The following is a 23,603-nucleotide window of genomic DNA, read 5'->3' on the forward strand; positions in this document are numbered from 1 at the left end:
TTCGATCTGGGGGAGGCATCGCCTCGCAGTTGGCCGGATGCGTCAGTGATCTGGCATTGCAGCCAGTGCCACATTCGATACAGGCTGTGATCGTGTTTGAGCGACGTGTTGTTGCGGTGGTGTACACGGGCGCAATGGCCCTGGACATCACCGGACCGATGGAAGTGTTCGATACCGCCAACCGACTCCTCGCCTCATCAGCCCTGCCTTATCGAATCGACCTCGTTTCGGCCGACGGCCCCCGGGTGCGCACAAGTTCCGGTGTCATCGTGGAAGCCCTGCCGCTGGAAACGGCCGACGGACCGATCGACACGCTCCTGGTGCCGGGCGGTTGGAGCCTCAACAGTGCCCTCCAGGACCGGACGCTGCTGTCCTGGATCCGCCGGGCGGCGGCCCGTGCGCGCCGGGTCGCCTCCGTATGCGGTGGGTCCTTCCTCCTGGCTGAAGCCGGTCTGCTCGACGGCAGACACGCAACCACGCACTGGGCGTACGCAGAGGCGATGGCCTGCCGCTATCCGGACGTCACGGTGGACGCGGAACCGATCTTCGTCTGGGACGGCCCCTACGTGACCTCGGCGGGCGTCTCCACCGGGATCGACATGGCACTCGCCCTGGTGGAGGCGGACCACGGTGCGCCGCTCGCGCTGGAGGCGGCGCGGTTTCTGGTACTGGCCCTCAAGCGCCCCGCTGCGCATACACAATTGAGCGCCGCCCTGGACGCACAGCTGGCCGACCATCCGCCGATCCGGGCCGCCCAGGAGTGGATCCTCAACAATCTGCACAGCCCACTGCCGGTGGCCGACATCGCGCGGCGCGCCAACATGAGTCTGCGCAACTTCGCCCGGGTGTTCCGCCGCGAGGTGGGCGCGACCCCGGGGCAGTACATCGAACGCGAACGCATTGCCCGCGCCCGCGAACTGCTGGAGACGACGGACCTGACAATCAGTCAGGTAGCGCGGCGCTGCGGATTCGCGGCCCCCGAGACCTTCTTCCGTTCTTTCGGGCGAACCCTGGGCCTCACTCCCAAGCAGTACCGGCACCGCTTTCAGCTCATCTCACCGTCTGGCCTCACCGACCGGCACCACGAGACAGACAGGAGCCCTTTATGACCCCCACGCTCTCCGACATCCCCGAGCCAAGGGACTTACGCGCGGTCGACTACCTGGCGAGGGAGCTCGCTCGGCGGGGTGTCACCCACATGTTCGGCGTCGGCGGCGCGAACATCGAGGACCTGTACGACGCCGTCCACCGTCACGGCGCCGTTCGCGGAGTCGTCGCCAAACACGAGTTCGCCGCCGTCACGATGGCCGACGGCTACGCCCGCACCACCAGGCGTCCGGGCGTGGTCGCCGCCACATCGGGCGGCGGCGCCATGAACCTTGTCCCGGGCCTGGCCGAAGCGCATGCCTCCCGGGTACCCCTGCTGGCCCTGGTCGGACAGCCGCCGACAGGTCAGGAGGGACGCGGAGCCTTCCAGGACTCCAGCGGCAGGGCGGGCTCCTTGGACGCCAGGGATGTCTTCGCCCCGGTCTCCCGGTTCTGCGCCCGCGTGGACAACGCGGACGCGTTGCCGGAGCTGTTGTCCCGCGCTCTGGCGGCCGCCCAGTCGCACCCCCGTGGGCCCGCCGTGCTGCTGCTGCCCAAGGACGTACAGCAGGCGCCACTCCACACGCCCGGCCCCCGGGCACCGGTACGGGACGAACAGGCGTCGACGGCGGGACTCGACGGCGCAGCTCTCACCGCCGTGGCGAACATCCTCGACGAATCCCGACGGGTGCTGGTCATCGCCGGCGAGGAGGTCGCTGCCGCCGATGCGCGCGCGGAACTGGCCGCACTCGCTCGGCGGTTGGGGGCATGGGTGGCGGTGACCCCCGACGCGAAGGACGTCTTCGACAACCGCGATCCGCAGTTCGCCGGCGTCTCGGGAGTGATGGGTCACGCCAACGTCGAAGACTGCCTGCGCCGCGCCGACGTGTGCGTGCTGGCCGGCACCCGGCTGCCGTTGCTGGCCAGCGGCGGGCTGGACCAGGCGCTGGCCGGCACCGACGTCGTGTGTCTGGGGCCCGAGCCGCCGTTCGTGGAGTCCGTCACGCTGGGCGGTGATCTGCGCGAGGCACTGAGCGCGGTGCAGGACCGGCTGTCACCACTCCCCCGGTCCTGCCCTCAGCACGCCGGCCCGCTCCCCACCCCCACACCGGGCCCGGCGCCGACGTCCACCGGACGTACCGTTCCCTACGCCGACGTGGTCGCCGCAGTGGACTCCGCCCTCCCCCACCACGCACACGTCTTCGTGGACGCCGGCAACGCGGGGGCCAGCGCCATCCACCTCCTGCCCGCGCCGCGAGACGGCCGCTTCGTGGTGGCGCTCGGCATGGGAGGCATGGGGTACACCTTCGGTGCCGGCATCGGCGCCGCCCTCGCCACCGGCCGCCGTACCTACGTCCTTGCCGGCGACGGAGCCTTCTTCATGCACGGCATGGAAGTGCACACCGCCGTGGAGCACTCCGCGCCCGTCACCTTCGTGATCCTCAACAACAACGCGCACGCCATGTGCGCGGTGCGTGAGGAGTTCCTCCAGGGCGGCGGCCGCGACGACGACCTGTTCGCCCCCACCGACATCGGCGCCGCGGTCGCCGCCGCCTTCCCTTCCCTGGCGGTCAGCGGCGCGGCGGATGCCGCCCACCTGCGCGCGGCGCTGCTGCGCGGCAACGCGGGCAAGGGCCCGGCGTTCGTCGCCGTGGACTGCGACCCCCGCGAGATCCCGCCGTTCCTCCCCTTCCAGTCCTTCCGTCCACGCACCCCGGCGACGCCCCTGCCCGGGCGCACCGCCGACGCCGCCGACAGTCCGGTACCGACAACCGAGAGCAAGGAGTGCCCCCGTGAGCGAGGCATCATCCACGTTGGCTGACATCCCCGGTCTGATGCGGATCGAGAACCCCGGCAAGGATGAGCTGACCGCCCACTGCATGGAGCTCACCCACGCCGTCTACCCGCACGACCAGGTCTACGGGCAGTACTGCACGATCCACGCGCACGTCGAGTGCCCACCCGAGCAGGTCTACGACTACCTGCGCCAGGGACACCACCTGGAGGAATGGACCTGCAGCCTGCGCGACTTCGCGCCCTCCGGCACGCCCGGCCTGTGGGTGGGCCGCGACCGGCTCGAGGACGACACGGAGATCTACTGCGAGGTCGTCGCCAATCCCGACGCCCTGACGGTGGACTACCACTGCTCGTGGGACCAGGGCGACACACTCTGGATGATCTACCTGATGCGGGTCGTGCCGGCCGCGCTGGTGCTCGGCAAACCGGGATCGGTGATCACCTGGACCAACTGCCGGCACCCCTACTACGACGACAACCCGCACCCCGAGAAGGCTCCGCGCCCGGACCGGGCCTGGGTCGGCGACTTCTGGGACCTCTTCTACGCGGGACACACGGTGGAGATGAACAACCTCAAGGCGATCCTGGAATACCGCCACCGCAACGGCCTGCCCGTCAGCGTGGCACCGCCGAAGGCGGCGACCCGGTGACGACCATCAGCCTCACCGATGTCGCGAGCTACCTGCCCGGCGAGCCGGTCCCCGCCGCCTTCTACACGGACTACCCCGGAGCCGAGGACAAGCTCCGCGACCACCCCATGTTCAAGGTGCCGCCCGCCCGGCACCACGTCGCCGCCGACGAGACCAACGCGGACATGGTCGAACGAGCCGTACAGCCCCTGATCGACCGGCACGGCGGCGACGAGATCCGCAGGGTCGACGTGCTGCTGGTCCACAGCCAGCTGCCGGACCTGCCGTTCGTGGGCGCCGGCACCGAGGTGGCGCGCCGACTGGGGCTGAATCCGGAGTGGCTGATCGACGTGGCCAACGCGGGCTGCGCGTCGTTCGTCCACATGCTGAAGCTGGCCCGGCAGATCCTCGCCACCACCGACGCGAAGACCGCTCTCATCTGCAACGCGCAGAGCGCGGCGGGCCAATGCTTCACCCAGTCGCAGGTACGCAAGCTCGCCCAGGCCGCCATACCGGGCGACGGCTGCGGGGTGGGATACGTGACGACTTCCGCGGCCAGCCCGGTCCTCGACGTGGAGACACGGCACATCGCCGCGTACGCCGGGGACATGACGGTGGCAGTCGACGACGGCCGCAAATACTGGGAGCCGGGCGAGTCCCAGCTCCGGATCGGTTTCAGCGACGCGAGTGTCGCCAAGGTTCTGGCCCGCGGGAACCGCCTGGTTCCTGAGGTCGTCACGGACCTGTGCCGGCGCCTCGGCGTCGCAACCACCGACATCGACGCCCTCATCACCAACCAGCCCAACCGGACGTTCCTGCGCAACTGGCGCGAGGCACTGCAACTCCCCGCCACTCGGCATCTCCACACATTCGACGACTGCGGGAATCTGTTCGGCGCGGCGATCCCGGTCACGCTGGACCGCGCGGTCCGCTCCGGGCAGGTCGAGGACGGCGACCTGGTGGTGCTCGGGGGCTTCGCTCACGCGGGTGACTTCGCCGGCGCGGCCGCGATCCGCTGGCGCGGCGGGCGGAGTTGACCGATGGACACGCCCGTACTGCACCGGCTGTCCCTCAACGAGAGCCCCTATCCCCCGCTGCCCTCGGTGCGCGAGGCGATGCGGGAGGCCGTCGCCGAGGCCCACCGGTACCCTCAGTTCCATCCCGACGACCTCACCGAGCGCATCGCCGAGTGGTGCCGGGTGCCGTCGGCCCGCGTCGCGGTCGGCAGCGGATCGGTGGGCGTAGCGCTGCAGTTGCTCCACGCGGTCGTGGAGCGGGGAGACTCCATGGTCTACGCCTGGCGCACCTTCGACGCGTATCCCCTGCTGGCGTCGATGGTGGGCGCCCGCCCTGTCGCGGTGCCCCTGTGTCCAGACGGACGCCAGGATCTGCCCGCCCTGCTGACAGCGATCGACCACCGCACACGCGTCCTGGTGCTGTGCAACCCGCACAACCCCACCGGAAGCCTGGTCACCGCAGCCGACCTGGTCGCGTTCCTGCGACGCGTCCCCGAGTACGTGACCGTGCTCCTGGACGAGGCCTACGTGGAGTTCGCCCGTGACTCCCGCCTGCCGGACTCGATCGCGCTCCTCGACGCGCATCCCGGCCTGCTGATCCTGCGCACCTTCTCCAAGGCCTACGGCCTCGCGGCCCTACGGGTCGGCTACGGACTCGGATCGCCCGACCTGGTGGCGCGCGTCCGCCTGCAGCAACTCCCCTTCGGCATCAACGCGGTGGCGAGCGCCGCGGTGCTGGCCTCCTTGCGGGCCGGCGACGAACTGGAGCAGCGGGTGGAGTGCGTGGTGGCGGAACGGGAACGGTTGCGGCGGCACCTTGCCGACCTGGGCTGGCACCTACCGCCGAGCCACACCAACTCGCTGTGGCTGGCTGCGCCCGACCCGGTGGACGATGGCGCCGCCGCGCTTGCCGCCGGCGGGGTCCAGGCACGTCACTACCCGGGCGAGGGCATCCGGCTGACCGTCGGCAGCCGGGAAGCCAATGACGCCGTGCGCTCGGCTCTGGCCGCGGTGGGCCGAAAGGGGCCGCAGGCGCGCGATGAGGTGAGCGCCGCCTGATCGACGACGGCTGCCCCCACCTCCCGGTTCTCCGGGATCCGTTGGCCTCATGCGCGCCCGCGTGGTTCGGCCGGCCGTTCGGGACCTGAACCCTCACAGCACAGGACATGCGGCCGCCACCCGGCGACCGGCCTTCGCCGGAACCGGGTGGCGGCCTCACGTGTGGGCGCGATCCTTCCGGGGGCCTCTTGTCACGAACGACGCGGGGCCACGGCGTGGGTCCGGCTGACGTGCGACTGCCGAAGGGGGCCCTGGTCACGGCACCAGGGCCCCCATGGACGGTTGGTACACGGCGGGATACGGCACCCCTGCTCCCCCGCCGGATGCGGGGTCGTCGCCACGCTATCCGCCTCCGGTTAAGCAGCCGCAGTCGCCCGATAAAACGTGCGAGGTGCTCGCCTTGTGCCGTCAGCTGACGGCGGGGACGACGCCGGCGGCCTCCAGGCGGGCCGGGTCGGCCCGGAGGATGGCCTCGTGGGCCAGGCGCAGGGTCGGCCCCGGCTCGACCCCCAGTTCCTCTCTGATGATCCGCCGGGCGTTGCGGTAGCTGCCCAGCGCGTCCCCCTGGCGGCCCGCCCGGTACAGGGCGACCATCAACTGGCGGTGGAACGTCTCCCGCAAGGGATGACGGACGAGGAGACCCTTGAGGTCCTCGATCACCTCGTGGTGACGACCGAGCGCCAGCGCGGAGTCGATGCTCAGCTCCGTGCAGTTCAGCCGCTTCTCCTCCTGCACCGCGAGGAAGGACTCGATCTCGAGGGACCGCGAAATTCCGTCCAGAACGGGGCCTCGCCACAGCGAGAGGGCCTCGCGGAGCAGTGCGGAAGCGCGCTGGAAATCGGCCGCGCCGAATCGTTCTCGGCCACGGTTGTAGCAGGCTTCGAAATCCTGGACATCCGTAGTTCCGCCACTCAGGTCGAGGATGTATCCCGGCGAGTTCGTGATGATTGGAGAGGCTCCTCCGGAGCCGTTCAGAACTTTCCGCAACTGCGAAACGTACACGCGCAGGCTGGCGAAGGCGCAACGCGGCGGGCCCTGTTCCCAGAGTTCGGCGATCAGCTTTTCCCCCGGTATGGTCTCACCCGCCCTGATCAGCAACAGGGCGAGAAGTTTGGCGAGCTTGGGCTGCTCCGGTGTCAGGTCGACGCCGTCGCGGGCCACCCGCAGCCGGCCCAGTAGTTCGTAGCGGAGCGCGTGGTCGGGCTCTAATCGGGACAGGGACATACAACCCCCCGAATGCATCGCGTGCATTCAACTAAATCTTGGTTCCCCCATCCGACCCCAGGATTGAGGTCCCATAAGGACAGCAGTTCACTGCTATGAAGAGCAGCTTATGCGAGGTGGTTGCACGATAGCAGTCCGTTCCGTTACGTGGTCATTAAGAGAATAAAATCCGGTCATGGGCGGCCACGAATCACACCGCAGTAAATCGGGCCACGAATGTAATTCGGCCTGGACGGCCCGTCCGCCGGGGCGGATCGGGCCGTCCAGGCCGGTATCGTCGATTGCGTGCCCGCCGACAGTGCCGGCCGGCCTCGTGGTCGCTCGGTCAGGCCATCGACCGCCGGTCCGCCGCCCCGAGTGTCTCCATCAGCCAGGAAAACAGCTTGTCGTGGAAGAGCCGCATGGCGCCCGAGTGGCAGTGCGCCCCGCCGCCCTCGTCGGCGGTGAACACGTGCAGTGTCTTGGGTGAGTTGAGGCCCGTGTACACCTTCTTCGCATGCTCGAGGCCGGCGAAGAACAGGTCTTCCTCCGCGTCGAGGACGAGCACGGGACAGCGCACCTGACCGATCACGTCCGCGAGACCGAACGCGGGCAGTCGGCGCAGGAGTTGGGAGGGGGTGTCGATGCCGAACGTCCACATCGAGTGCCGCATCAGCCAACGGGTGAAGGTCTGCTGAGCCGCGATCCCCCACATCACCGGGTCGGCGAAGTCGTCGCAGTCCTGCTCGACCCACTCCAGCACGAAGGGGGGCAGTCCGACGACATCGCCCAGCTGCCAGACGGCGTCATGGGCCACGCAACCGGCCAGCCGATGCTCGAATGCCGCCGCCCGCACCGCGAGCAGGCCGCCGAGGCTGGTGCCGACCAGCGTCAACCGGTCGGGGTCCACACCAGGCAGCGACAGCGCGTGGTCCACGACCGGAGTGACCACCTTCTCCCAGTCGGGGCGGAAGACGAGTCCCTGCTCACGCAGGACCGAGCCCTGCCCCGGACCCTCGAAGCAGAGGCAGTTGTAGCCGCGGGCGAGCGCTGCGGCCGCCACGAAGAAGTACCCTTCCTCGACGGTGGAGTCGAGGCCGCCGTGGTGGATGATGGTCGGCCTGGGCCGGTCCGAGTCGTCCGCTCGGTAGAAGTAGGCGGGCAGTGAAGTGTCCTCGTAGGGGATACGGAGGAACTCCGGTGGACGGTCCATGAGTGCGGCCGCCTCCGCGAAGGAGTCCGTCGACCGTCGCATCAACCGCAGTGCCTCCGGGTCGCGTTGCTGCTCACGTTGGAAGAACTCTGCGGTGCGGTAGTAGTTGTGAGCCCGAAGCAGGGAGTACCGGGCGTCGACGGTGCGGCCCTCCTCACGGGCCGTGGTGCCCAGCCGGTGCACGCGGTCGGCGAGGGTGCTCCACGCCCGGCGCCAGGCCTCGGTGTCGCCGTCGGGGATGTGTGCGGCGGTCGCGACGACCTCGCCGAGCTGCGCACCGCCGTAATCGGCGTAGCCGGCGGCGCGCAGTGCCTGGTAGTCGAAGGCTGGGTCGTCGAAGAGGAACTTCATTGCTGCGGCTCCTGGGGAGTTGGAAGGTGCTCCGGTGCCGTGCCGGGTCCTGCGCCGGCACGAGTGGTGCGGGTTCCGTTCAGGAAGGTGTCGACGATGGTCTCGGCGAACGCCGCCGACTTCACCGGGCGTTGGCGGAGGATCAGCCGGGCGGCCATCGGTCCGGTGAGCAGCTCGACCGCGTCGTCCAGGTCGAGGTCGGCACGCAGCTCACCGCGTGCGATACCGTCCCGCAGCACCCGCACGATGGCATCGCGCCGGGCGGCGACGACGGTGTCCTCGAACTGCTCCACCAACTGGGGCCGGCGTACGGCCTCACCGAGCAGGCTGCCGATCAGGCGGTGCAGGTTGGTGTCCTGACCGCGGTGGCGCAGCTGGTCCACGAGAGCCACGAGCCGGTCGCGGAGTCCGAGTCCGTCCAGCGGCGGAATGGGCAGGTCGAGGGTGCTCAGCGCGGCGAGGACCAGCTCCTCTTTGTTGCTCCAACGGCGGTAGATGGTGGCGCGTGCGACTCCGGCGCGCTGCGCGACCAGGTCCATGGACAGGTCGCCGAAGCTGCATCCCTCGCCGAGCAGACCGAGTGTGCTGTCGAGGATCGCCCGGTCGGCGGCGGGGTCGCGTCGGCGGCCGCCCCGGGGGGTGTGTCCCGGGGCGGCCGCCGGACGGTCGGCGTGTTGCGGCATGCGGTTCAGACCTCCGTGGGGTGGATCTGTCGAGGGGTGCCGGCCGCCTGCGGGCCGGGTGCCGTGGCACGTGTGCGGGATGGCAGCAGGATCAGGCAGACGAGGGCTCCGGCAAAGGTGACGCCGGCGGCGACCAGGGCCGTGAGGTGCATGGCCGCTACGAACGCGTCGTCGGCCCGGGCAGCGAGCGCGGAATCGCCCAGCTTGTCGGCGACAGTGAGGGTGGCGGCGACGGACTCCCGCGCCGTGGCCCGCAGCGGCGCGGGCAGCGGCGCGAGGTGGTCGTCGATGTGGGAGCGGTAGGCGACGGAGAGCACCGACCCGAGGACCGCGACGCCGAGCGCGCCGCCCACCTGCCGGAAGGTGGTGTTGACCGCCGCTCCGGTGCCCGCCCGGTCCCGGCTGACGGCGGACATCGCGGCGGCGGTCGCAGGGGGCATCACGCAGGCGATGCCGACGCCCATGACGAACAGCACCGATTCGAGGACCCAGACGCTGGTGTGTTCGTCCACGGTGGCCACGACGAGGAACGCCAGCGACGTGAGCAGCATGCCGCCCGTGCACACCGGCCGGGCGCCGAGGCGCTTGGCGACCAGTGTCGCCGGCGGCGAGAAGGCCAACTGGGCCACCGCCAGAGGCAGCAGCAGGCAGCCCGCCTCCAACGGGCTCCAGCCCCGCACACTCTGCAGGTAGAACACCAGGAAGAAGGTCGCACCGAGCAGGGCGAAGAAGATCAGGCCGATCGCGGCCACGGCGGCGGAGAAGCGGCGATCCCGAAACAGTGCGAGGTCCAGGGCGGGACGTGCGCAGCGGCGCTCCCAGAGGGTGAACAGGGCCAGCACGGCAAGGCCGGTGAGCATCGGACCCCATACCGTGGCGCGAGTCCAGTCGTCGGACTCGCCGCCCTTGATCACGCCGTAGACCAGGACGGCCAGGCCCGCGACGGACAGGGTGACGCCCAGCGGGTCGAAGCCGGCACTTCGAGGATCGCGCGACTCGGGCACGACGAGCACCGCGGCGATGGCGCCGACCGCGACGACGGGCAGGTTGATGAGGAACACCGAGCCCCACCAGAACCGTTCGAGCAGCGCGCCACCGGTGATGGGGCCCAACGCGACGGCCAGCCCGGCCGCCCCCGCCCAGACGCCGATGGCCCTGGCGCGTTCGGCGGGCGGGAAGACGGCCATGATGATCGCGAGGGTGGCGGGCAGCACGAGGGCGCCGCCCACGCCGAGTCCCGCCCGGGCGACGATGAGTTCGCCTGCGCTCTGCGCGGAGGCGGACCACAGAGAGCAGCCGCCGAAGACGGCGAGTCCCGCGAGCAGGGTGCGCTTGCGACCCCAGCGGTCGGCGAGGAGGCCGGTGGTGAACAGCAGGGCGGCGAAGACGAGGGTGTAGGAGTCGATCGACCACTGCAGCTCGCTCTGCGTGGCCCCGAGGCCGGTCGGTGCCGGCTCGGCGAGCGTCTTGAGGGCCACGTTCAGGATCGACGTGTCCAGGACGACGAGCAGGAGACTCACCAGCAGGACGGCGAGGACGCGCCACCGGTGCGGGTGGGCGGACTGGGTGGGCTGCTCGACGGGCTTGGGGCGGGGCTGAGTTGTCACGGATACCGCTCCTCGGAAGGAAGAGGGGGTGCGTGAGCCGGGTGCCGTGCTTGTGCCGTGTCCCGTCGACGCTAGACCCGCCCACCAATCGAGTCAACGGTGTATCGATACAGACTTGACTCGATTGCTCGGCGGTCGGGCGGACGGCGCCTCGTCCGCCCGACCGGCCACTGGGCCCCGAGACCCGCCTCAATCGCCGAGCCCGCCCCGAGCGCACCGCGTACGGTTCGTGCTGCCGCCGGCCCGCCCCGCACCCTCCGCACAGCGCGCACCGCCGGCGTCACGGCTGTCGCCGCACATCACAGCCTCGCCGCGGCGCCCGTCTGTGCATCGCGCCCTACCCCGTACGGCTCTACCGCCCCGGCGATCAGGAAGCCCCCTTCGACTCGGTCGCAGCGCAGGTCCCAGCCCGGTGCCGTGGCCCCCAGCCCCCAGGTACCGTCCCGGGGGCCGGGCCGAGGGCGCAGGCGCCGGAAATCGAGTGCCAGTCCCACGCCGAGCGCCTTCGTGTACGCCTCTTTCAGCGTCCACAGCCGGACCAGCCCCGGGTTCCGCTCGGCGGGTGGCAGCGCGTGCAACTCCGCCAGTTCGAGCGGGTGACAGAACCTCTCGGCGAGTCCGGCCGCCAGCAGAGGACGGTCCCACGCCTCGACGTCCACTCCGATCCGGCGACCGCGTGCGACGCCGACCACCAATCGGTCCGACGTGTGGCTGATGCTGACATCCAGCCCGGCGGGTCGAAGGAGCACCGGCCGGCCGCGGTCGTCACGGTCCACGACCACCCGGTCCGGATCGGTGCCGCTGACCACGGCCACGGTGTACCGCAGCAGCAGCCGGGAGCCCAACAGCCGTGCCCGTACAAGGGGTTCACGGGCCGCGTGGTAGCGGTTCCAGTCCGGACCGAGCACCGCACGCAGCGCGGACCCGGCGTGGGCGCTCCTTTCCCAGTCACCGAGCCGGCCGTGGCAGACCACGTGGCCGCGCCGCCTTACGGCCTCCTGGACCGCGTGCCGGTCCGAGGCGGGCACAGGCCCGGGCGCGAGCATCCCTTCGCCCGGCACCCGGCTCCCGGGCAGCGGGCCCGCGTCACCGGCACCGTACGGCCGGCCCGCGTCGAGAGCCTCGGGCAGCGGGCCCGCGTCGGGGACGCGACCTCTGCCTGCCTTCTCCTCGCAGACCCGGTCCCTGTCCGTCATCGGGGCGGCCTCCTTCATCGGTTCGGCAGGCACTGCGTGCCAGCACTGATCGTGCCGTTCCGTGCACACACCGTTGTATCGGTTCGGGTGACGGCCGTCCCGAGAACCCCGAACCCGTGACGTGCGCACCAATTTTGGCTTTACGTCTGCTTTTCACGGCACCTCAAGGCTGAACACACCGGTGGCACTCGGTGCCTTCCGAGGCGCTGCATCGCACCGGTCACCGACCGCGGAAAGGACTGTCTGTGCCGCACCAGCCTGACCACCGAACGATGACGGACGCCGTACGCGCAGGCGCCCGAAACCACCCCGACCGTGCCGCGTTCATCTACCTGCACGAGGACGGCCCGGACATGCGGGCCGAGGAACTCAGTTACGCGGAACTGGACCGCCGGGCCCGCCTCGTGGCCGCCCGCCTGCGCGACGCGTCCAAGGGCGACCCCCGCCGCCCGGTGCTACTGCTCTACCCGCCGACCCTGGACTTCGTCACGGCCTTCCTCGGCTGCTTCTACGCGGGCCGCACCGCCATCCCCGCCCCGCTGCCCGACGAGCCCGGCGAACGCCTGGCCCGGGTCAGCGGCATCCTCCAGGACGCCAAAGTGGGGGCAGTGCTGACGCTGCCCGGCTACCGGCAGGCCATCAGTGCCTGGTTGGCCGCCACCGGAGAACAGGACGTGGCGTGCCTGGCCACCGGCTCCGGCGAGGACGACGGCGTGGACCCCGACTTGTGGACCCCGCCCCCAGTGCGTGACACCGACGTCGCCTTCCTCCAGTACAGCTCCGGTTCCACCAGCGAACCCAAAGGCGTGATGGTCACCCACGCCAACCTGGCCGCCAACCAGGAGTCCATCCGCGCGGCCATGAAGACACCCGAAGGCGTTGTGGCGGGGAGCTGGCTGCCCCTCTACCACGACATGGGCCTCATCGGCATGACGCTCCAGCCGCTGTGGGTGGGCGGCACCAGCGTGCAAATGTCACCGATCTCGTTCATCAAGCAGCCGGTCCGCTGGCTGCGCATGATCCACGACTACCGGGTGGAGGGCACCGCCTCACCCAATTTCGGCTACGAACTGTGCGTACGACGCGTAACCGAGGAGCAGTCCGCGGGGCTGGACCTGTCCAGCCTGCGGGTCGCACTCAACGGAGCCGAACCGGTGCGCGCCGACACCCTGCGCGCTTTCATCGGGCGCTTCGCGGGAAACGGCCTTCGCCCCCAGGCCGTACTGCCCTGCTACGGCCTGGCCGAGAACACGCTCCTCGTCTCCGGTGACGACCCCGACGCTCCGCACCTGGAACTCAGCGTCGACACACACGCGTTGGAGCAGGACGAGCTGCGGCCCGCCCGCACCGACCGTCCCACCCGCACCCTCGTCAGCTGCGGCCGCCCGCAGGACACCGAGGTCCTGATCGTCGACCCGATGACCCTGCGGGTCCTGCCAGGAGGACAGGTCGGCGAAATCTGGCTGCGCGGGCCGTCGGTGGCGGCCGGCTACTGGAACCGACCCGCGCTCACCGCCGAGACCTTCCAGGCGTCGACGGCCGACGGCCGGGACGGCTACTTCCGCACCGGCGACCTCGGGGCACTGCTGGACGGCCAGTTGTACGTCACGGGGCGGATCAAGGAGATGCTCATCCAGAACGGCCGCAACCTCTATCCACAGGACATCGAGCAGGCCGTCCAGGAGTCCGCGGACGCCTTCCGGCGCGGCGGCGGAGCCGTGTTCTGCGTCACCGACGAGACCTCCGATCGCACCCACATGGTCGTGGTGCAGGAACTGAGGCCGCACGCGGCCGGTGACGCGGCGGGGCTGGCCGCGCTCGCAGCCTCGGTGCGGGCATTCCTCAGCCGCCAGTTCCAGCTGTCCACCGTCAACGTGGTGCTGGTACGCCCCGGCGTGATCCGCAAAACCACCAGCGGCAAGACCCAACGGACTCTCATGCGGCGCATGTTCCTGGACGGCGCGCTGCCCGTGCTGCACCAACACCTGGAACCGGCCGTCGCCGCCCTTCTGCCCGCCGCGGACCCGGCACCCGAGCCCACCGCCGCCGGGGCGCCCCACCACTGAGACCGGCTCCGGAGCCGGCACCGGCACCCGCTTCCCCGGTTCGTGCTCCGAACCGCTGCCGAACCGCGCATGCGCAGCCGGCGCAGACACCCGCCCCTTCCGCCACCGAGACCCGAAGAGAGAAGCCGCCATGAGCTCCGCCCACGTGACAGGCACCACCTCCCGCCTCCTGAACGGCTTCCTGACGCACGACGACGCCGCCGACCTCGAGGCGTGGCTGACCAAGCGCGTCGCCTTCCACCTGCACCGGGCAGCCCACGACATAGACCCCGACACCCCCCTCGCCGACTACGGCATCGACTCGGTCGCGGCCATCAGCATCTGCGGGGAGATCGAGGAACACCACCGGATCGCGGTCGCGCCCACCATCGCCTACGACTACCCGACCGTCCACGCCATCGCCGACCATCTCGCCGACCTCCTGGCCGAGAAGGCCAAGCACCAGCAGGAGCCCTCATGACCGCACGCGAACCCATCGCGGTCGTCGGCCTCGACTGCCGCTTCCCCGGAGCCCGCGACGCCCAGGAGTACTGGTCACTCCTCATGGACGGACGCGACGGCACCCAGCGGGTGCCCGCCGAACGCTGGGACGCCGACCGCCACCACGGTGCCGCACCCGGCACGGGACACAGCGCTGCCGAAGTCCGGCCCCCGGGCCGCAGCAACACCGTGCGCGGCGGGTTCCTCGCCGACCCCGACGCCTTCGACCCCGGCTTCTTCGGGATCGCACCGCGCGAGGCCGCCGCCATGGATCCCCAGCAACGCCTGCTGCTGCAGAGCTCCTGGCGTGCCATCGAGGACGCCGCGCTCGCCCCGCAGGACCTGGCCGGCACCGACACCGGAGTCTTCGTCGGCGTGATGGCCAACGAGTGGGCCTTCCTGCAACTCGCCGACTACGACCGGATCACCGCCCGCCACGGCTCCGGAAACGGCTACTTCATGGGCGCCAACCGCGTCTCCTACCACCTCGACCTCAAAGGTCCGAGCCTGGCCGTGGACACCGCCTGCTCCTCCTCCCTCGTCGCCGTCCACCTGGCCGTGAATTCGCTGCGCGCCGGCGAGTGCGACCACGCGCTCGCCGCCGGCACCAACCTGATCATGACGCCGGTCATCAACATCTTCTACACACAGGCCGGCCTCTCGGCACCGGACGGCCGCTGCAAACCCTTCAGCGCCGCCGCCGACGGAATCGGCCGGGCCGAAGGCGTGGCGGTGCTGGTGCTGCGCCGGCTCGCTGACGCCTTGGCGGACCGCCAGCCGGTGTACGCCGTGCTGAAGGAGACCGGCATCAACCAGGACGGGCGCAGCAATGGCATCACCGCACCCAACCGGTGGGCGCAGCACCAGCTCATCGAGTCCGTGTGGCGGCGGGCCGGCGTCACCGCCGACGACATTCGCTTCGTGGAGGCGCACGGCACCGGCACCCTGCTGGGCGACTTCATCGAGGCGCAGGCCCTCGGTGAACTGACCAGCGGCCGCAGCGGCGGCAGCGTCGCGCTCGGCTCCGTGAAGAGCAACTTCGGGCACGCGGAGGGCGCGGCGGGAATCGCCGGACTCATCAAGGCCGTCCTGGCGCTGCACCACCGCACGGTGCCGCCGAGCAGGTTCGCCGATGACGAGAACCCGAAACTGGATCTCGCGACACGCCGGTTGTCGCTGCTGAGGTCACCGCTCAGGCTGCCGTCGGGCACCGTGCACGCGGCGGTGAGCAGTTTCGGCATGGGCGGCAGCAATGCCCACGCGGTGCTTGCCTCGGCTCCCCGCTCGGTGCACCGCAGTCCCCGCCCGGCACCCGGCGTGTTCACCGTCTCCGCCCGCACGCCGGATCGGCTGCGGGCGAACCTGCTGGCACAGGCCGACGCGCTCGCCCGCCGTCCGGAGAACCAGCTGGCCCAGCTGTGCTGGAGCAGCAACCGCGTCAAGTCGCGGATGGGGTACCGGGCGGCCGTGGCCGCGACCGATCTGCCCACACTGGTGGCCGGGTTGCGCTTGGCGGCGGGACGCGCCGAGCAGTCCGCGCGGGTGGACGGCGGGCGCCGCGGTCCCTCGGTGGCGTTCGCGTTCACCGGGCAGGGCTCCCAGCATCCGCGGATGACCGCCTCCTGGTACCGCTCCAGCCCCGCCTACGCCCGTCACCTCGACGACATCGACCAGCTGCTCGCCCCACACGTCGGCAGGTCCGTACGCGACCTGGTGCTCGACGGCGACACCGATGCCCACCGCGCCAGGCTGGCGCAGCCCGCCCTGTTCGCCGTCCAATACGCGCTGGCCGCCGTCCTGACCGAGGCCGGCATCACCCCGTCGGCCGTGATCGGGCACAGCATCGGCGAGTTCGCCGCCGCCTGCGCGGCCGGCGCCCTGGACCCGGGCGACGCGGCCCGGCTGGTGGCCCGCCGCGGGGAGCTGATGGACAAGCTCCCCGAGGACGGCGGGATGCTGGCGGTGAGCCTGGGCGCCGACGAGGTCGAGGCGCTGTTGGTGGAACGAAGCCGGCTCGGCGTGGCCGCCGTCAACGGACCGCGCCGCACGGTGGTCGCCGGTGACCTTGACGAACTTGCTTCGCTGGAACAGCAGTTGACGGAGCGCTCGGTGGCCGCACGGCAGCTGGCCGTCACCCACGCCTTCCACTCGCCGCTGATGCGACCCGTGGTCGAGGACTTCCGGCGCGTGTGCGCGGAGGTTGCCGACCGGCCTCCCCTCCTCCCCGTCTTCTCGACGGTCCACGGCCGTGAACTGACCTGTCCGGAAACCATGGACGCCGACTACTGGGCCCGGCAGATCACCGAGCCGGTACGGTTCGCCGAGGCCGCCGAGGCTCTCCTGGCCGCCGGCGTCAGCCACGTCGTGGAGATCGGCCCGCGTGCCATCCTCACCCCGCTGCTGTCGCGGCTGAAAGCCGACGGCGGCCACACCGTGAGCCTGCACAGCGCCCATCCCGGAGACCACGCGCCCGGGCACCGCCCTCAGCAGTTGTTCGGAGAACTGTGGGGCGCCGGACTCACCCCTGACTGGGACCTGCTGTACGCCGAGGCGGACCGGGTGCCCCGCCGGCTGCCGCCGTACCTGTTCGACGAGTCGTTCCGCTCCTGGCGCTCCGGAGCCGCGCCGGAGCACCCCGAACCGTCCGCGCCGCCCGCCCCCAGCGGTGCGGACACCTCCGCGGTACCGAGTGGCACGGACCGCGGGGACCAGTGCCCGCCGACCCGGGCGGGAGATCCGCCCGACCCTCTCGCCGCCCTGACACGCCGTCTGGTGTGCCGGGTCGGCGGGCACGACCCACGGCAGGTGCGCGACGACGACCGGCTGCATGAGGACCTCGGCTTCGACTCGATCCGCGTCATGGAACTGAAGACCCGCATCGAGGACGCCCTGCCACAGCTCGGCCCGCTCCCGATCGAAGACCTCCTCGCCCACCTGCGCACCCTGGCCGACCTCGTCGGGTACCTGCGCGGTCGACTCACCGACGGCGGCGCCGCCGCTGAACCCGCCACCGCGGAAGGAAACCGCTGATGTCCTCTCCCACCGCATACCTGGCCTCCGTCGGCACCTGCCTGCCCGGGGACCCGGTGGACAACGCGACCCTGGCGAAACTCGTCGGGGTCGACGCGACCTGGGCCGACATGTTCATCGGCAACGTCAGCCGGTACTTCGCCGTCGATCTCGCCACCGGCCAGGTGCGCCACAGCCTGGCCGACATCGCGACGACCGCCGCCGACCGGGCCCTGGCGGAAGCCGGCCTGGAACCGGGCGACGTCGACTGCGTCGTCATGGGCACGGCCACCCCGGACCACCTGATGCCCGCCACCGTGAACCTCGTCGCCGACCGGCTCGGCATCGACAACGTCCCCACCTACCAGCTCCAGTCCGGCTGCGCGGGCGCCATCCAGGCACTGGACGTGGCCCGCACCCTCCTGCTGGCCGGGCGCTGCGCGACCGTGCTGGTGATCGGCGGCGACGTCTGCGCCAAGCACCTGGAGACCGACTTCGACCCCGGCAGCCGCACCTCCGCCGAACTCGTCAACTACGTCCTGTTCGGTGACGGGGCCGGCGCCGCCGTCCTGAGCACCGAAGCCCTGGGCCACGGCATCGAGATCCGCCAGGTCCTCAACCGGCTGGTGGGTCTGGGCCGGGAGCCCGGCCAGGTCATCGACTGGTTCGGGCTGGGCGACCGGTACAGCGACCGCGCCGCGGTCTTCGAGGACTACAAGGCCATCGAGGAGGCCGTACCGGTCATGGCACAGCAGACCTTCTGGGAGCTCTTGGACGACCTCGGCTGGGGCGCCGACGGAGTGGACTTCCTGCTGCCCCCACAGCTCTCCGGCCGGATGAGCGACCGCATCTCCGCGGGCATGCCCGCCCCGGACGCCCGCCGCGTCAACGTGGTGCGCACCGTCGGCAACAACGGCAACGCCCTGCCGTTCCTCCAGCTCGACGAGCTGCTGCGGCAGTGGGACGGCCCCGGGCGCGCGATCGCAGTCGCCATCGAGTCCAGCAAGTGGATCAAGTCCGGTCTCGCACTGGAGCGTTCATGACCGAGACCGAGAACCGCGTCGCCGACACGCCCGCCACCTGGCTGGACCCCGGCGCCCTGCCGGCCCTGCGCGCCCTGCACCGGGCGGGCGTCCTGGCCGCCGAGTACGGGCGGGTCAGGACCCTGCTGGCCCGTATGCCGACGGGAGACCTGCCGGCCGCCGGGCAGCTGCTCGCTCGGCTGGACCCCCAGGAAGTCTGCCGTCACACCGACGTGCCAGTGGTCACCGTCAAGGTCACGGGACACTCCACGGTGGCTCCCCTCGTGGCCCCCCTGACCGCCGAACTGGCGCGCCACGGACTGCTGTTGGAAGCACAGGTCAGCCCCTACGGCTCGTATCTCCAGGACCTGATGAGGCCGGCGGCGGCCGGCGAGGACCAGCCGCAGCTGACGCTGTGCCTGCTCGACGCGCACACGGTGTTCGACGACGTGACCGTGCCCTGGCGGGTGGAGGACGTCGAGGCCGCCGCCCGCGCCCGGCTGTCCCTCATCGCCGGCGCGGTGCGCGTCCACCAGGAGTCCGGGCACGGCCTGCTGGTCCTCAACACCGTGCCGCTGCCCCGCCGTCACAGCCACCAGCTTCTCGACCTGCGCTCCCGGGCACGGCTCGGCGCGGTGTGGCGGGACTTCAACCGCGGGCTGCTGCTCCTCGCCGAGCAGCATCCCGGCGTGGTCACGGTGGATCTCGATCCGCTGATCGCCGAAGGCGTTCCCGCCTGGGACGCACGCACCGCCCAGTACGCGCGGGCCCGGCTGTCGGACGCGCTGCTCGCCGCCTACGCCCGCGAGGCCGCCCATGTCGCACGCGCCCGGCTGGGCCGCACCCGCAAGTGTCTGGTGCTGGACCTGGACGGCACACTGTGGGGCGGGGTGCTGGGCGAGGACGGACCCGCCGGTGTGGAGCTCGGAGCCGGCCTCAAGGGTGAGGCGTTCCAGGAGTTCCAGCGGGTCCTCCGGCAACTCGCCTCGCAGGGCTTGCTGCTGGCCGTCAGCAGCAAGAACGACTCCGACGCGGTGCACGAGATGCTGCGCGGCCATCCCGCCATGGTGCTGCGCGAGGACGCCTTCGTGCGGGTGAACGCCAACTGGAAAGCCAAGCACGACAATCTCCGTGACATCGCCGACCGGCTCGGGCTCGGCCTCGACAGCTTCGTCTTCGTCGACGACAGCCCCTTCGAATGCGGCCTGGTCGCCGAGCAGCTGCCCGAAGTCGCCGTCGTCCGGGTCGACGAGGAGCCCGCACTGCATCCCTCGGCGCTGCTCGCCGACGGCTGGTTCGACCTGTTCGAGCTCACCGAAGCCGACCTGGAACGCGCCGGACGCTACCGCACCGAAGCACTGCGGCAGGACTTCCGCGAGGACTTCGGCTCCTACCAGGACTATCTCGAAGGGATCGGGCTGGAGGTCGCCCTGCGGCCGCCGCAGGAGTCCGAGATCGGCCGGGTCTCCCAACTCACGCTGCGCACCAACCAGTTCCACCTCGCCACCGAGCGCCTCCAGGTGCCCGCGGTCACGGCCCGGATGCGGCAGGCGGGCCGGCAGGTGATCGCGGTGCGGGCACGCGACCGGTTCGGCGACCACGGGCTGGTCGGCGCCCTGTTCCTACGGCGCGACGCCGAGGTACTGCGCATCGACAACTTCGTACTGTCCTGCCGGGTGTTCTCCCGAGGCATCGAGAGCGCCTGCGTGGCGGCGGTGCTGCAGCACGCCCGGAACACCGGCGCGCGCGCCGTGACGGGCCGCTACGCGCCCTCCCCGCGCAACTCCGCCTTCGCCTCCTTCTACGCCGAGCACGGCTTCGCCGTCACCGGCACCGACCCGGACGACCGCAACGCCGTCGTCTTCCGGCACGACCTGGCCGACCCCGCACCCGCCCCCGCCCATCTGCTGCTGCACGCCGCATTCGGGCCGTTCGACGGAGATCCCGTATGACCACCGCCCTCGCCGACATCGACGCATTCCGCACCCTCCTGGAAGAGGAACTCGGCCTCCAGGTCGGCCCCGGGGACCTGGACCGCCCGCTGGACGACTTCGCCGACTGGGACTCCGTACTGCTCCTACGGCTGGTGACCGTGGTGGAGACCCTCGTCGGTGGACGCGTCCCGGTGGTCGACCTGCTGGAGACCCGGACGTTCCGTCAGATGTACGAGGTGGTGAACCGGTGACCGGGCACCGCAGCGACCCGGTGGCCGAACAGGCCGGACCCGGCACGGACCGGCACCTGCACGCCCTGCTCCCGGACACCCCCGTGGACCTCCTCCTCTCCCCGGGGCTCGGCCGGGCGCTGCGGGACGGCCTCACCCGCCTCGTCGCCACCGCGCGCAGGCCGAGAACAAAAGCGGGCGGCCCCACCGGGACAGGGACACGCGCCCCCGCGACGCCCCGGGCCGCCGAACCGGCCGGCCTCCCCGACAAGAAGGGAGCCGCACGATGATTCCCCTCTCCGAGCTGCGCGCATCAGCCCTGCCCCACGCCTACGCCCAGGGCGTTCCCGCGGACGTCGTCCACCGGGTGCTGCGCTCGCTGCGCCCGGACACCAAGGACGGGGGCCCGGGCGACTGGACCCACGAGTGGTCCTCCCTAGCCCAGGCCGCCGAGGCACGCGGCCGCGACCTGGACGCGGTGCGCCACTACACGATGGCCCGCTTCCCCTACGTGGACGGGCCCGCGCGGCAGGCCGCCCAGAGCGGCGCCGTGGCGGCCTTCGACCGCTGGCGAACCCGCGTGCGCGGGATCTCCCGGATCGACCTGCCCTTCGAGGGATCGGGGTTCGCGTGCTGGGCGGCCGGGCTGTCGCGGCGCGACCGCCTCCCGCTGCTCCTCGTGCTGGGCGGCGTCACTTCCACGAAGGAGCAGTGGGCGCCGCTCCTCGCGGACGCCGACCGGCTCGGCGCGGCGGTCGTGGTCACGGAGCTGCCCGGCGTGGGCGAGAACCTCCTCACCTACGGAACGGACAGCACCCGCATGCTGAGGTATCTCCTCGACCTGCTCGGCCAGGCCGCCGACGCCTCCCGGACCTGCGTGGTGGGCTTGGGCTTCGGCGGGCACCTGGCGCTGCGGTACGCGCTGGAGGACGACCGCGTCCGGGGGCTGGCCACCGCCGCGGCCCCGGTGCGTGACTTCTTCACCCGCGCCGCGCGCGGAACCCCACTGCCCCGCCTGACGGCACTGGCCCTCTCGCACGCGACCCGCACCCCGCTGGACCGGCTCCCCGCCGCCCTGGCCGACTGGGGCCTGGACGAAGAGCGGCTCACCCTGCTCCGAACACCGCTCGCCTGCGCGGCCGGCCGCGACGACGCCGTCGCGCCGCCCTCCGACGTACAACTGCTGCAACGGACCGTGCCGCACCTGCGCCTGGTCCACAGCGACACCCTCGGCAGCCGGCCCGAGCAGGCCGCGGAGACCAGGCTGTGGCTGCTGTCGCAGGCGCTGCGCATGATCGGCACGGCGAGCGGTGTACGCCGGGCCGCCTCGGTCCGGGCCCGGCTGCTGCGCGCCCGCCGCCGCCTGGCCGGTACCTCGTGCGGAGCCCCCGTATGACCGCCGCGGCCGCCGTGTCCTGCCTCGGCCGGACGCCCCGCGAGGACGCCCGGCTCCGGTTGTTCTGCTTCCACCACGCGGGCGGCGGCGCCTCCTTCTTCAGCTCGTGGGCCGCCCGCATGCCGGCGGGCGTGGACGTCCTGCCGGTGCAGTTGCCGGGGCGCGAGGCGCGCTACCGCGAGCCCCGCTTCCGGGACGCGGGCGAGGCCGTCGAGGCGCTCGGGCTCGAACTCGCGCCCCTGCTCGACGCGGGCCCCTGGGCCGCCTACGGCCACAGTATGGGAGCCATGGTGGCGTTCGCGCTGGCGGCGGCCCGGCTGCGGGCGGGCGGCCGGCCGCCCGAGGTCCTGTTCCTCGGGGCGTACGCGGCTCCGCACGTCTCATCGACGCTGCCGCCACCCGACGAGTACGACGACCGGGAACTCGCCAGGCTGCTGGTCGAGTTCGGCGGCCTCAGCCCTCAGTTCCTCGACCGGGAGGACTGGCTGCGCGTGCTGCTGCCCGTCCTCCGCGACGACCTGCGGATCTGCGCGACCGCCCACCGGGCGGGGCTGCCGGACCCGGACGACGAACGGGCCCGGCTGCCGGTACATGTCGAGGCGTTCGCGGGCGCGGACGACCCCCTCGTCACCCCCGACGGGGTCGGGGCCTGGGCGCAGTACACGGACTCGTTCCGCAGGACGACCGTCCCCGGCGGTCACTTCTTCCCGCGGGAGGCACCCGACCCGTTCTTCGACCGGCTCACCTCGCTTCTGGCCCCGCTGTCGGCGCGGCCGGACCCACCACGCGCGGCACCCGGCTGATCCGCCGGGTGGCGGAGTCGGCGTTCTTCTCATACAGCGTGCGCTGCTCCTCCACACCGGGCATCACCCACAGCGGGCGGGAAGAACCGTCGGCGAAGTGCAGTCCCCGGGTGTCGGGCCGGACTCCGGTCAGCGTGAGGGCAAAGGGCTCCAGGTAGTCGATGCCGCCGTCCGCCGTGAGCCGGAACGGCCGGTCGTGGCCCGGATAGATCACGTCGGACGCCGTCAGCACCCGTTCGATGCTGCATGCGGCCTGCTCGGCGTCCCAGAACACCAGCGGATTCCGTCCGGTACGGGCCACGTACGCGAAGTGCAGGGCGTCACCGGTGATCGTGGCGCGCCCCAGGTCGGTGCGGACGACCACGCCGATGCTGCCGGGCGAGTGTCCGGGCAGGCCGATGACCTCGACGCCCGGGATGATGTCCTCACCGTCGGTGACCTCGCGGACGGACAGTTGTTCCAGGAGCAGGCCCGTCCAGGAGGGCGTGGCCCAGTCGTTGGCATGCGGGGTGTGCGCGTAGCGCCGCTCGTCGGGGTGCAGGACAAGAGTGGCCTGCGGGAACAGATCGATGTTCTGGACGTGGTCCCAGTGGGCGTGCGTGAGGACAACGGTGTCGATGTCGCCGGCGGTGAGCCCGTGCACGGCCAGCGCGTTCCACAGGAAGGGGCGGCGGCCGACGTGGGCGGCGTCGACGAGGATGTTCCGGTCCCGTCCGGCCGCGTCCGGGCCGCGTACCAGGAACACTCCGCAGAACGCGGGGTAGCCCTGGTCGGTGTCGATGGCGAAGCCGGGCAGGAGGATGTCGATCGTCGGCATGGGACT

20 protein-coding genes are annotated in these 23,603 nt (G+C 71.5%); 14 read left to right on the forward strand and 6 right to left on the reverse strand.

Annotation, left to right across the window (positions count from 1 at the left end; translation table 11 throughout):
- Nucleotides 1–92 precede the first annotated feature (92 nt).
- From ACZ4NT_RS29140 to ACZ4NT_RS29160, 5 genes are read left to right on the forward strand one after another with little or no spacing between them, the layout of a single operon-like run.
- A complete protein-coding gene (locus ACZ4NT_RS29140) occupies nucleotides 93–1,109 on the forward strand; it encodes a GlxA family transcriptional regulator (RefSeq protein WP_467728349.1) in 1,017 nt (338 codons plus the stop codon).
- The gene (locus tag ACZ4NT_RS29145) at nucleotides 1,106–2,908 is read left to right on the forward strand and encodes a thiamine pyrophosphate-binding protein (RefSeq protein ID WP_467728274.1); all 1,803 of its coding nucleotides are present in this window, start codon (nucleotides 1,106–1,108) and stop codon (nucleotides 2,906–2,908) included. Before ACZ4NT_RS29140 ends, ACZ4NT_RS29145 begins: the two co-directional genes overlap by 4 nt.
- Entirely contained in the window at nucleotides 2,880–3,533 is a 654-nt protein-coding gene (locus tag ACZ4NT_RS29150; RefSeq protein WP_121407742.1) for an SRPBCC family protein, read from the forward strand. The genes ACZ4NT_RS29145 and ACZ4NT_RS29150 overlap by 29 nt, the downstream gene beginning before the upstream one ends.
- Nucleotides 3,530–4,549 carry a ketoacyl-ACP synthase III family protein gene (locus ACZ4NT_RS29155; protein WP_121407743.1) on the forward strand — a complete coding sequence of 340 codons (1,020 nt, stop codon included), beginning with the start codon at nucleotides 3,530–3,532 and terminating at the stop codon, nucleotides 4,547–4,549. Before ACZ4NT_RS29150 ends, ACZ4NT_RS29155 begins: the two co-directional genes overlap by 4 nt.
- 3 nt (nucleotides 4,550–4,552) lie before the next feature.
- Nucleotides 4,553–5,587, forward strand: a complete 1,035-nt coding sequence (locus ACZ4NT_RS29160) for a histidinol-phosphate transaminase (protein WP_467728275.1) — start codon at nucleotides 4,553–4,555, stop codon at nucleotides 5,585–5,587.
- 408 nt (nucleotides 5,588–5,995) lie between these two features.
- Here ACZ4NT_RS29160 and ACZ4NT_RS29165 read toward each other — a convergent pair whose 3' ends face one another.
- The 5 genes from ACZ4NT_RS29165 to ACZ4NT_RS29185 all read right to left on the reverse strand — a co-directional run bounded on the left by ACZ4NT_RS29165 (nucleotide 5,996) and on the right by ACZ4NT_RS29185 (nucleotide 11,840).
- Complete coding sequence (locus ACZ4NT_RS29165; RefSeq protein WP_183117141.1) at nucleotides 5,996–6,811, reverse strand: AfsR/SARP family transcriptional regulator; 816 nt, start codon at nucleotides 6,809–6,811, stop codon at nucleotides 5,996–5,998.
- 325 nt (nucleotides 6,812–7,136) lie between these two features.
- Nucleotides 7,137–8,354, reverse strand: coding sequence for an alpha/beta hydrolase family protein (locus ACZ4NT_RS29170; protein WP_467728276.1), 1,218 nt, complete (start codon nucleotides 8,352–8,354; stop codon nucleotides 7,137–7,139).
- On the reverse strand, nucleotides 8,351–9,037 hold the full coding sequence (locus ACZ4NT_RS29175; RefSeq protein WP_467728277.1) for a TetR/AcrR family transcriptional regulator: 687 nt from the start codon (nucleotides 9,035–9,037) through the stop codon (nucleotides 8,351–8,353). Before ACZ4NT_RS29175 ends, ACZ4NT_RS29170 begins: the two co-directional genes overlap by 4 nt.
- A 5-nt stretch (nucleotides 9,038–9,042) precedes the next feature.
- Nucleotides 9,043–10,644, reverse strand: a complete 1,602-nt coding sequence (locus tag ACZ4NT_RS29180; RefSeq protein WP_467728278.1) for an MFS transporter — start codon at nucleotides 10,642–10,644, stop codon at nucleotides 9,043–9,045.
- 299 nt (nucleotides 10,645–10,943) lie between these two features.
- Nucleotides 10,944–11,840: a 4'-phosphopantetheinyl transferase family protein gene (locus ACZ4NT_RS29185; RefSeq protein WP_467728279.1), complete on the reverse strand. Its 897-nt coding sequence runs from the start codon at nucleotides 11,838–11,840 to the stop codon at nucleotides 10,944–10,946.
- Between the two features lie 272 nt (nucleotides 11,841–12,112).
- Between ACZ4NT_RS29185 and ACZ4NT_RS29190 the strand changes: the two genes are divergently transcribed.
- The 9 genes from ACZ4NT_RS29190 to ACZ4NT_RS29230 all read left to right on the forward strand — a co-directional run bounded on the left by ACZ4NT_RS29190 (nucleotide 12,113) and on the right by ACZ4NT_RS29230 (nucleotide 22,780).
- A complete protein-coding gene (locus tag ACZ4NT_RS29190) occupies nucleotides 12,113–13,906 on the forward strand; it encodes a fatty acyl-AMP ligase (protein WP_467728280.1) in 1,794 nt (597 codons plus the stop codon).
- A 130-nt stretch (nucleotides 13,907–14,036) separates the two neighbouring features.
- Nucleotides 14,037–14,366 carry an acyl carrier protein gene (locus ACZ4NT_RS29195; protein WP_121407751.1) on the forward strand — a complete coding sequence of 110 codons (330 nt, stop codon included), beginning with the start codon at nucleotides 14,037–14,039 and terminating at the stop codon, nucleotides 14,364–14,366.
- Nucleotides 14,363–17,416, forward strand: a complete 3,054-nt coding sequence (locus tag ACZ4NT_RS29200) for a type I polyketide synthase (RefSeq protein ID WP_467728281.1) — start codon at nucleotides 14,363–14,365, stop codon at nucleotides 17,414–17,416. Before ACZ4NT_RS29195 ends, ACZ4NT_RS29200 begins: the two co-directional genes overlap by 4 nt.
- Nucleotides 17,416–18,438: a 3-oxoacyl-ACP synthase III family protein gene (locus ACZ4NT_RS29205; RefSeq protein WP_467728282.1), complete on the forward strand. Its 1,023-nt coding sequence runs from the start codon at nucleotides 17,416–17,418 to the stop codon at nucleotides 18,436–18,438. The genes ACZ4NT_RS29200 and ACZ4NT_RS29205 overlap by 1 nt, the downstream gene beginning before the upstream one ends.
- The gene (locus ACZ4NT_RS29210) at nucleotides 18,435–20,369 is read left to right on the forward strand and encodes an HAD-IIIC family phosphatase (protein WP_121407754.1); all 1,935 of its coding nucleotides are present in this window, start codon (nucleotides 18,435–18,437) and stop codon (nucleotides 20,367–20,369) included. The genes ACZ4NT_RS29205 and ACZ4NT_RS29210 overlap by 4 nt, the downstream gene beginning before the upstream one ends.
- Nucleotides 20,366–20,602 carry a phosphopantetheine-binding protein gene (locus ACZ4NT_RS29215; protein ID WP_121407755.1) on the forward strand — a complete coding sequence of 79 codons (237 nt, stop codon included), beginning with the start codon at nucleotides 20,366–20,368 and terminating at the stop codon, nucleotides 20,600–20,602. Before ACZ4NT_RS29210 ends, ACZ4NT_RS29215 begins: the two co-directional genes overlap by 4 nt.
- Nucleotides 20,599–20,871, forward strand: a complete 273-nt coding sequence (locus tag ACZ4NT_RS29220) for a hypothetical protein (protein ID WP_467728283.1) — start codon at nucleotides 20,599–20,601, stop codon at nucleotides 20,869–20,871. The genes ACZ4NT_RS29215 and ACZ4NT_RS29220 overlap by 4 nt, the downstream gene beginning before the upstream one ends.
- Entirely contained in the window at nucleotides 20,868–21,977 is a 1,110-nt protein-coding gene (locus ACZ4NT_RS29225; protein WP_121407757.1) for an alpha/beta fold hydrolase, read from the forward strand. Before ACZ4NT_RS29220 ends, ACZ4NT_RS29225 begins: the two co-directional genes overlap by 4 nt.
- The gene (locus ACZ4NT_RS29230; protein WP_467728284.1) at nucleotides 21,974–22,780 is read left to right on the forward strand and encodes a thioesterase II family protein; all 807 of its coding nucleotides are present in this window, start codon (nucleotides 21,974–21,976) and stop codon (nucleotides 22,778–22,780) included. Before ACZ4NT_RS29225 ends, ACZ4NT_RS29230 begins: the two co-directional genes overlap by 4 nt.
- Here the strand turns inward: ACZ4NT_RS29230 and ACZ4NT_RS29235 are convergent.
- Nucleotides 22,719–23,597, reverse strand: a complete 879-nt coding sequence (locus ACZ4NT_RS29235) for an MBL fold metallo-hydrolase (RefSeq protein ID WP_467728285.1) — start codon at nucleotides 23,595–23,597, stop codon at nucleotides 22,719–22,721. The genes ACZ4NT_RS29230 and ACZ4NT_RS29235 overlap by 62 nt on opposite strands.
- Between the last annotated feature and the right edge of the window lie 6 nt (nucleotides 23,598–23,603).

Source organism: Streptomyces sp. NPDC026417 (assembly GCF_055567695.1).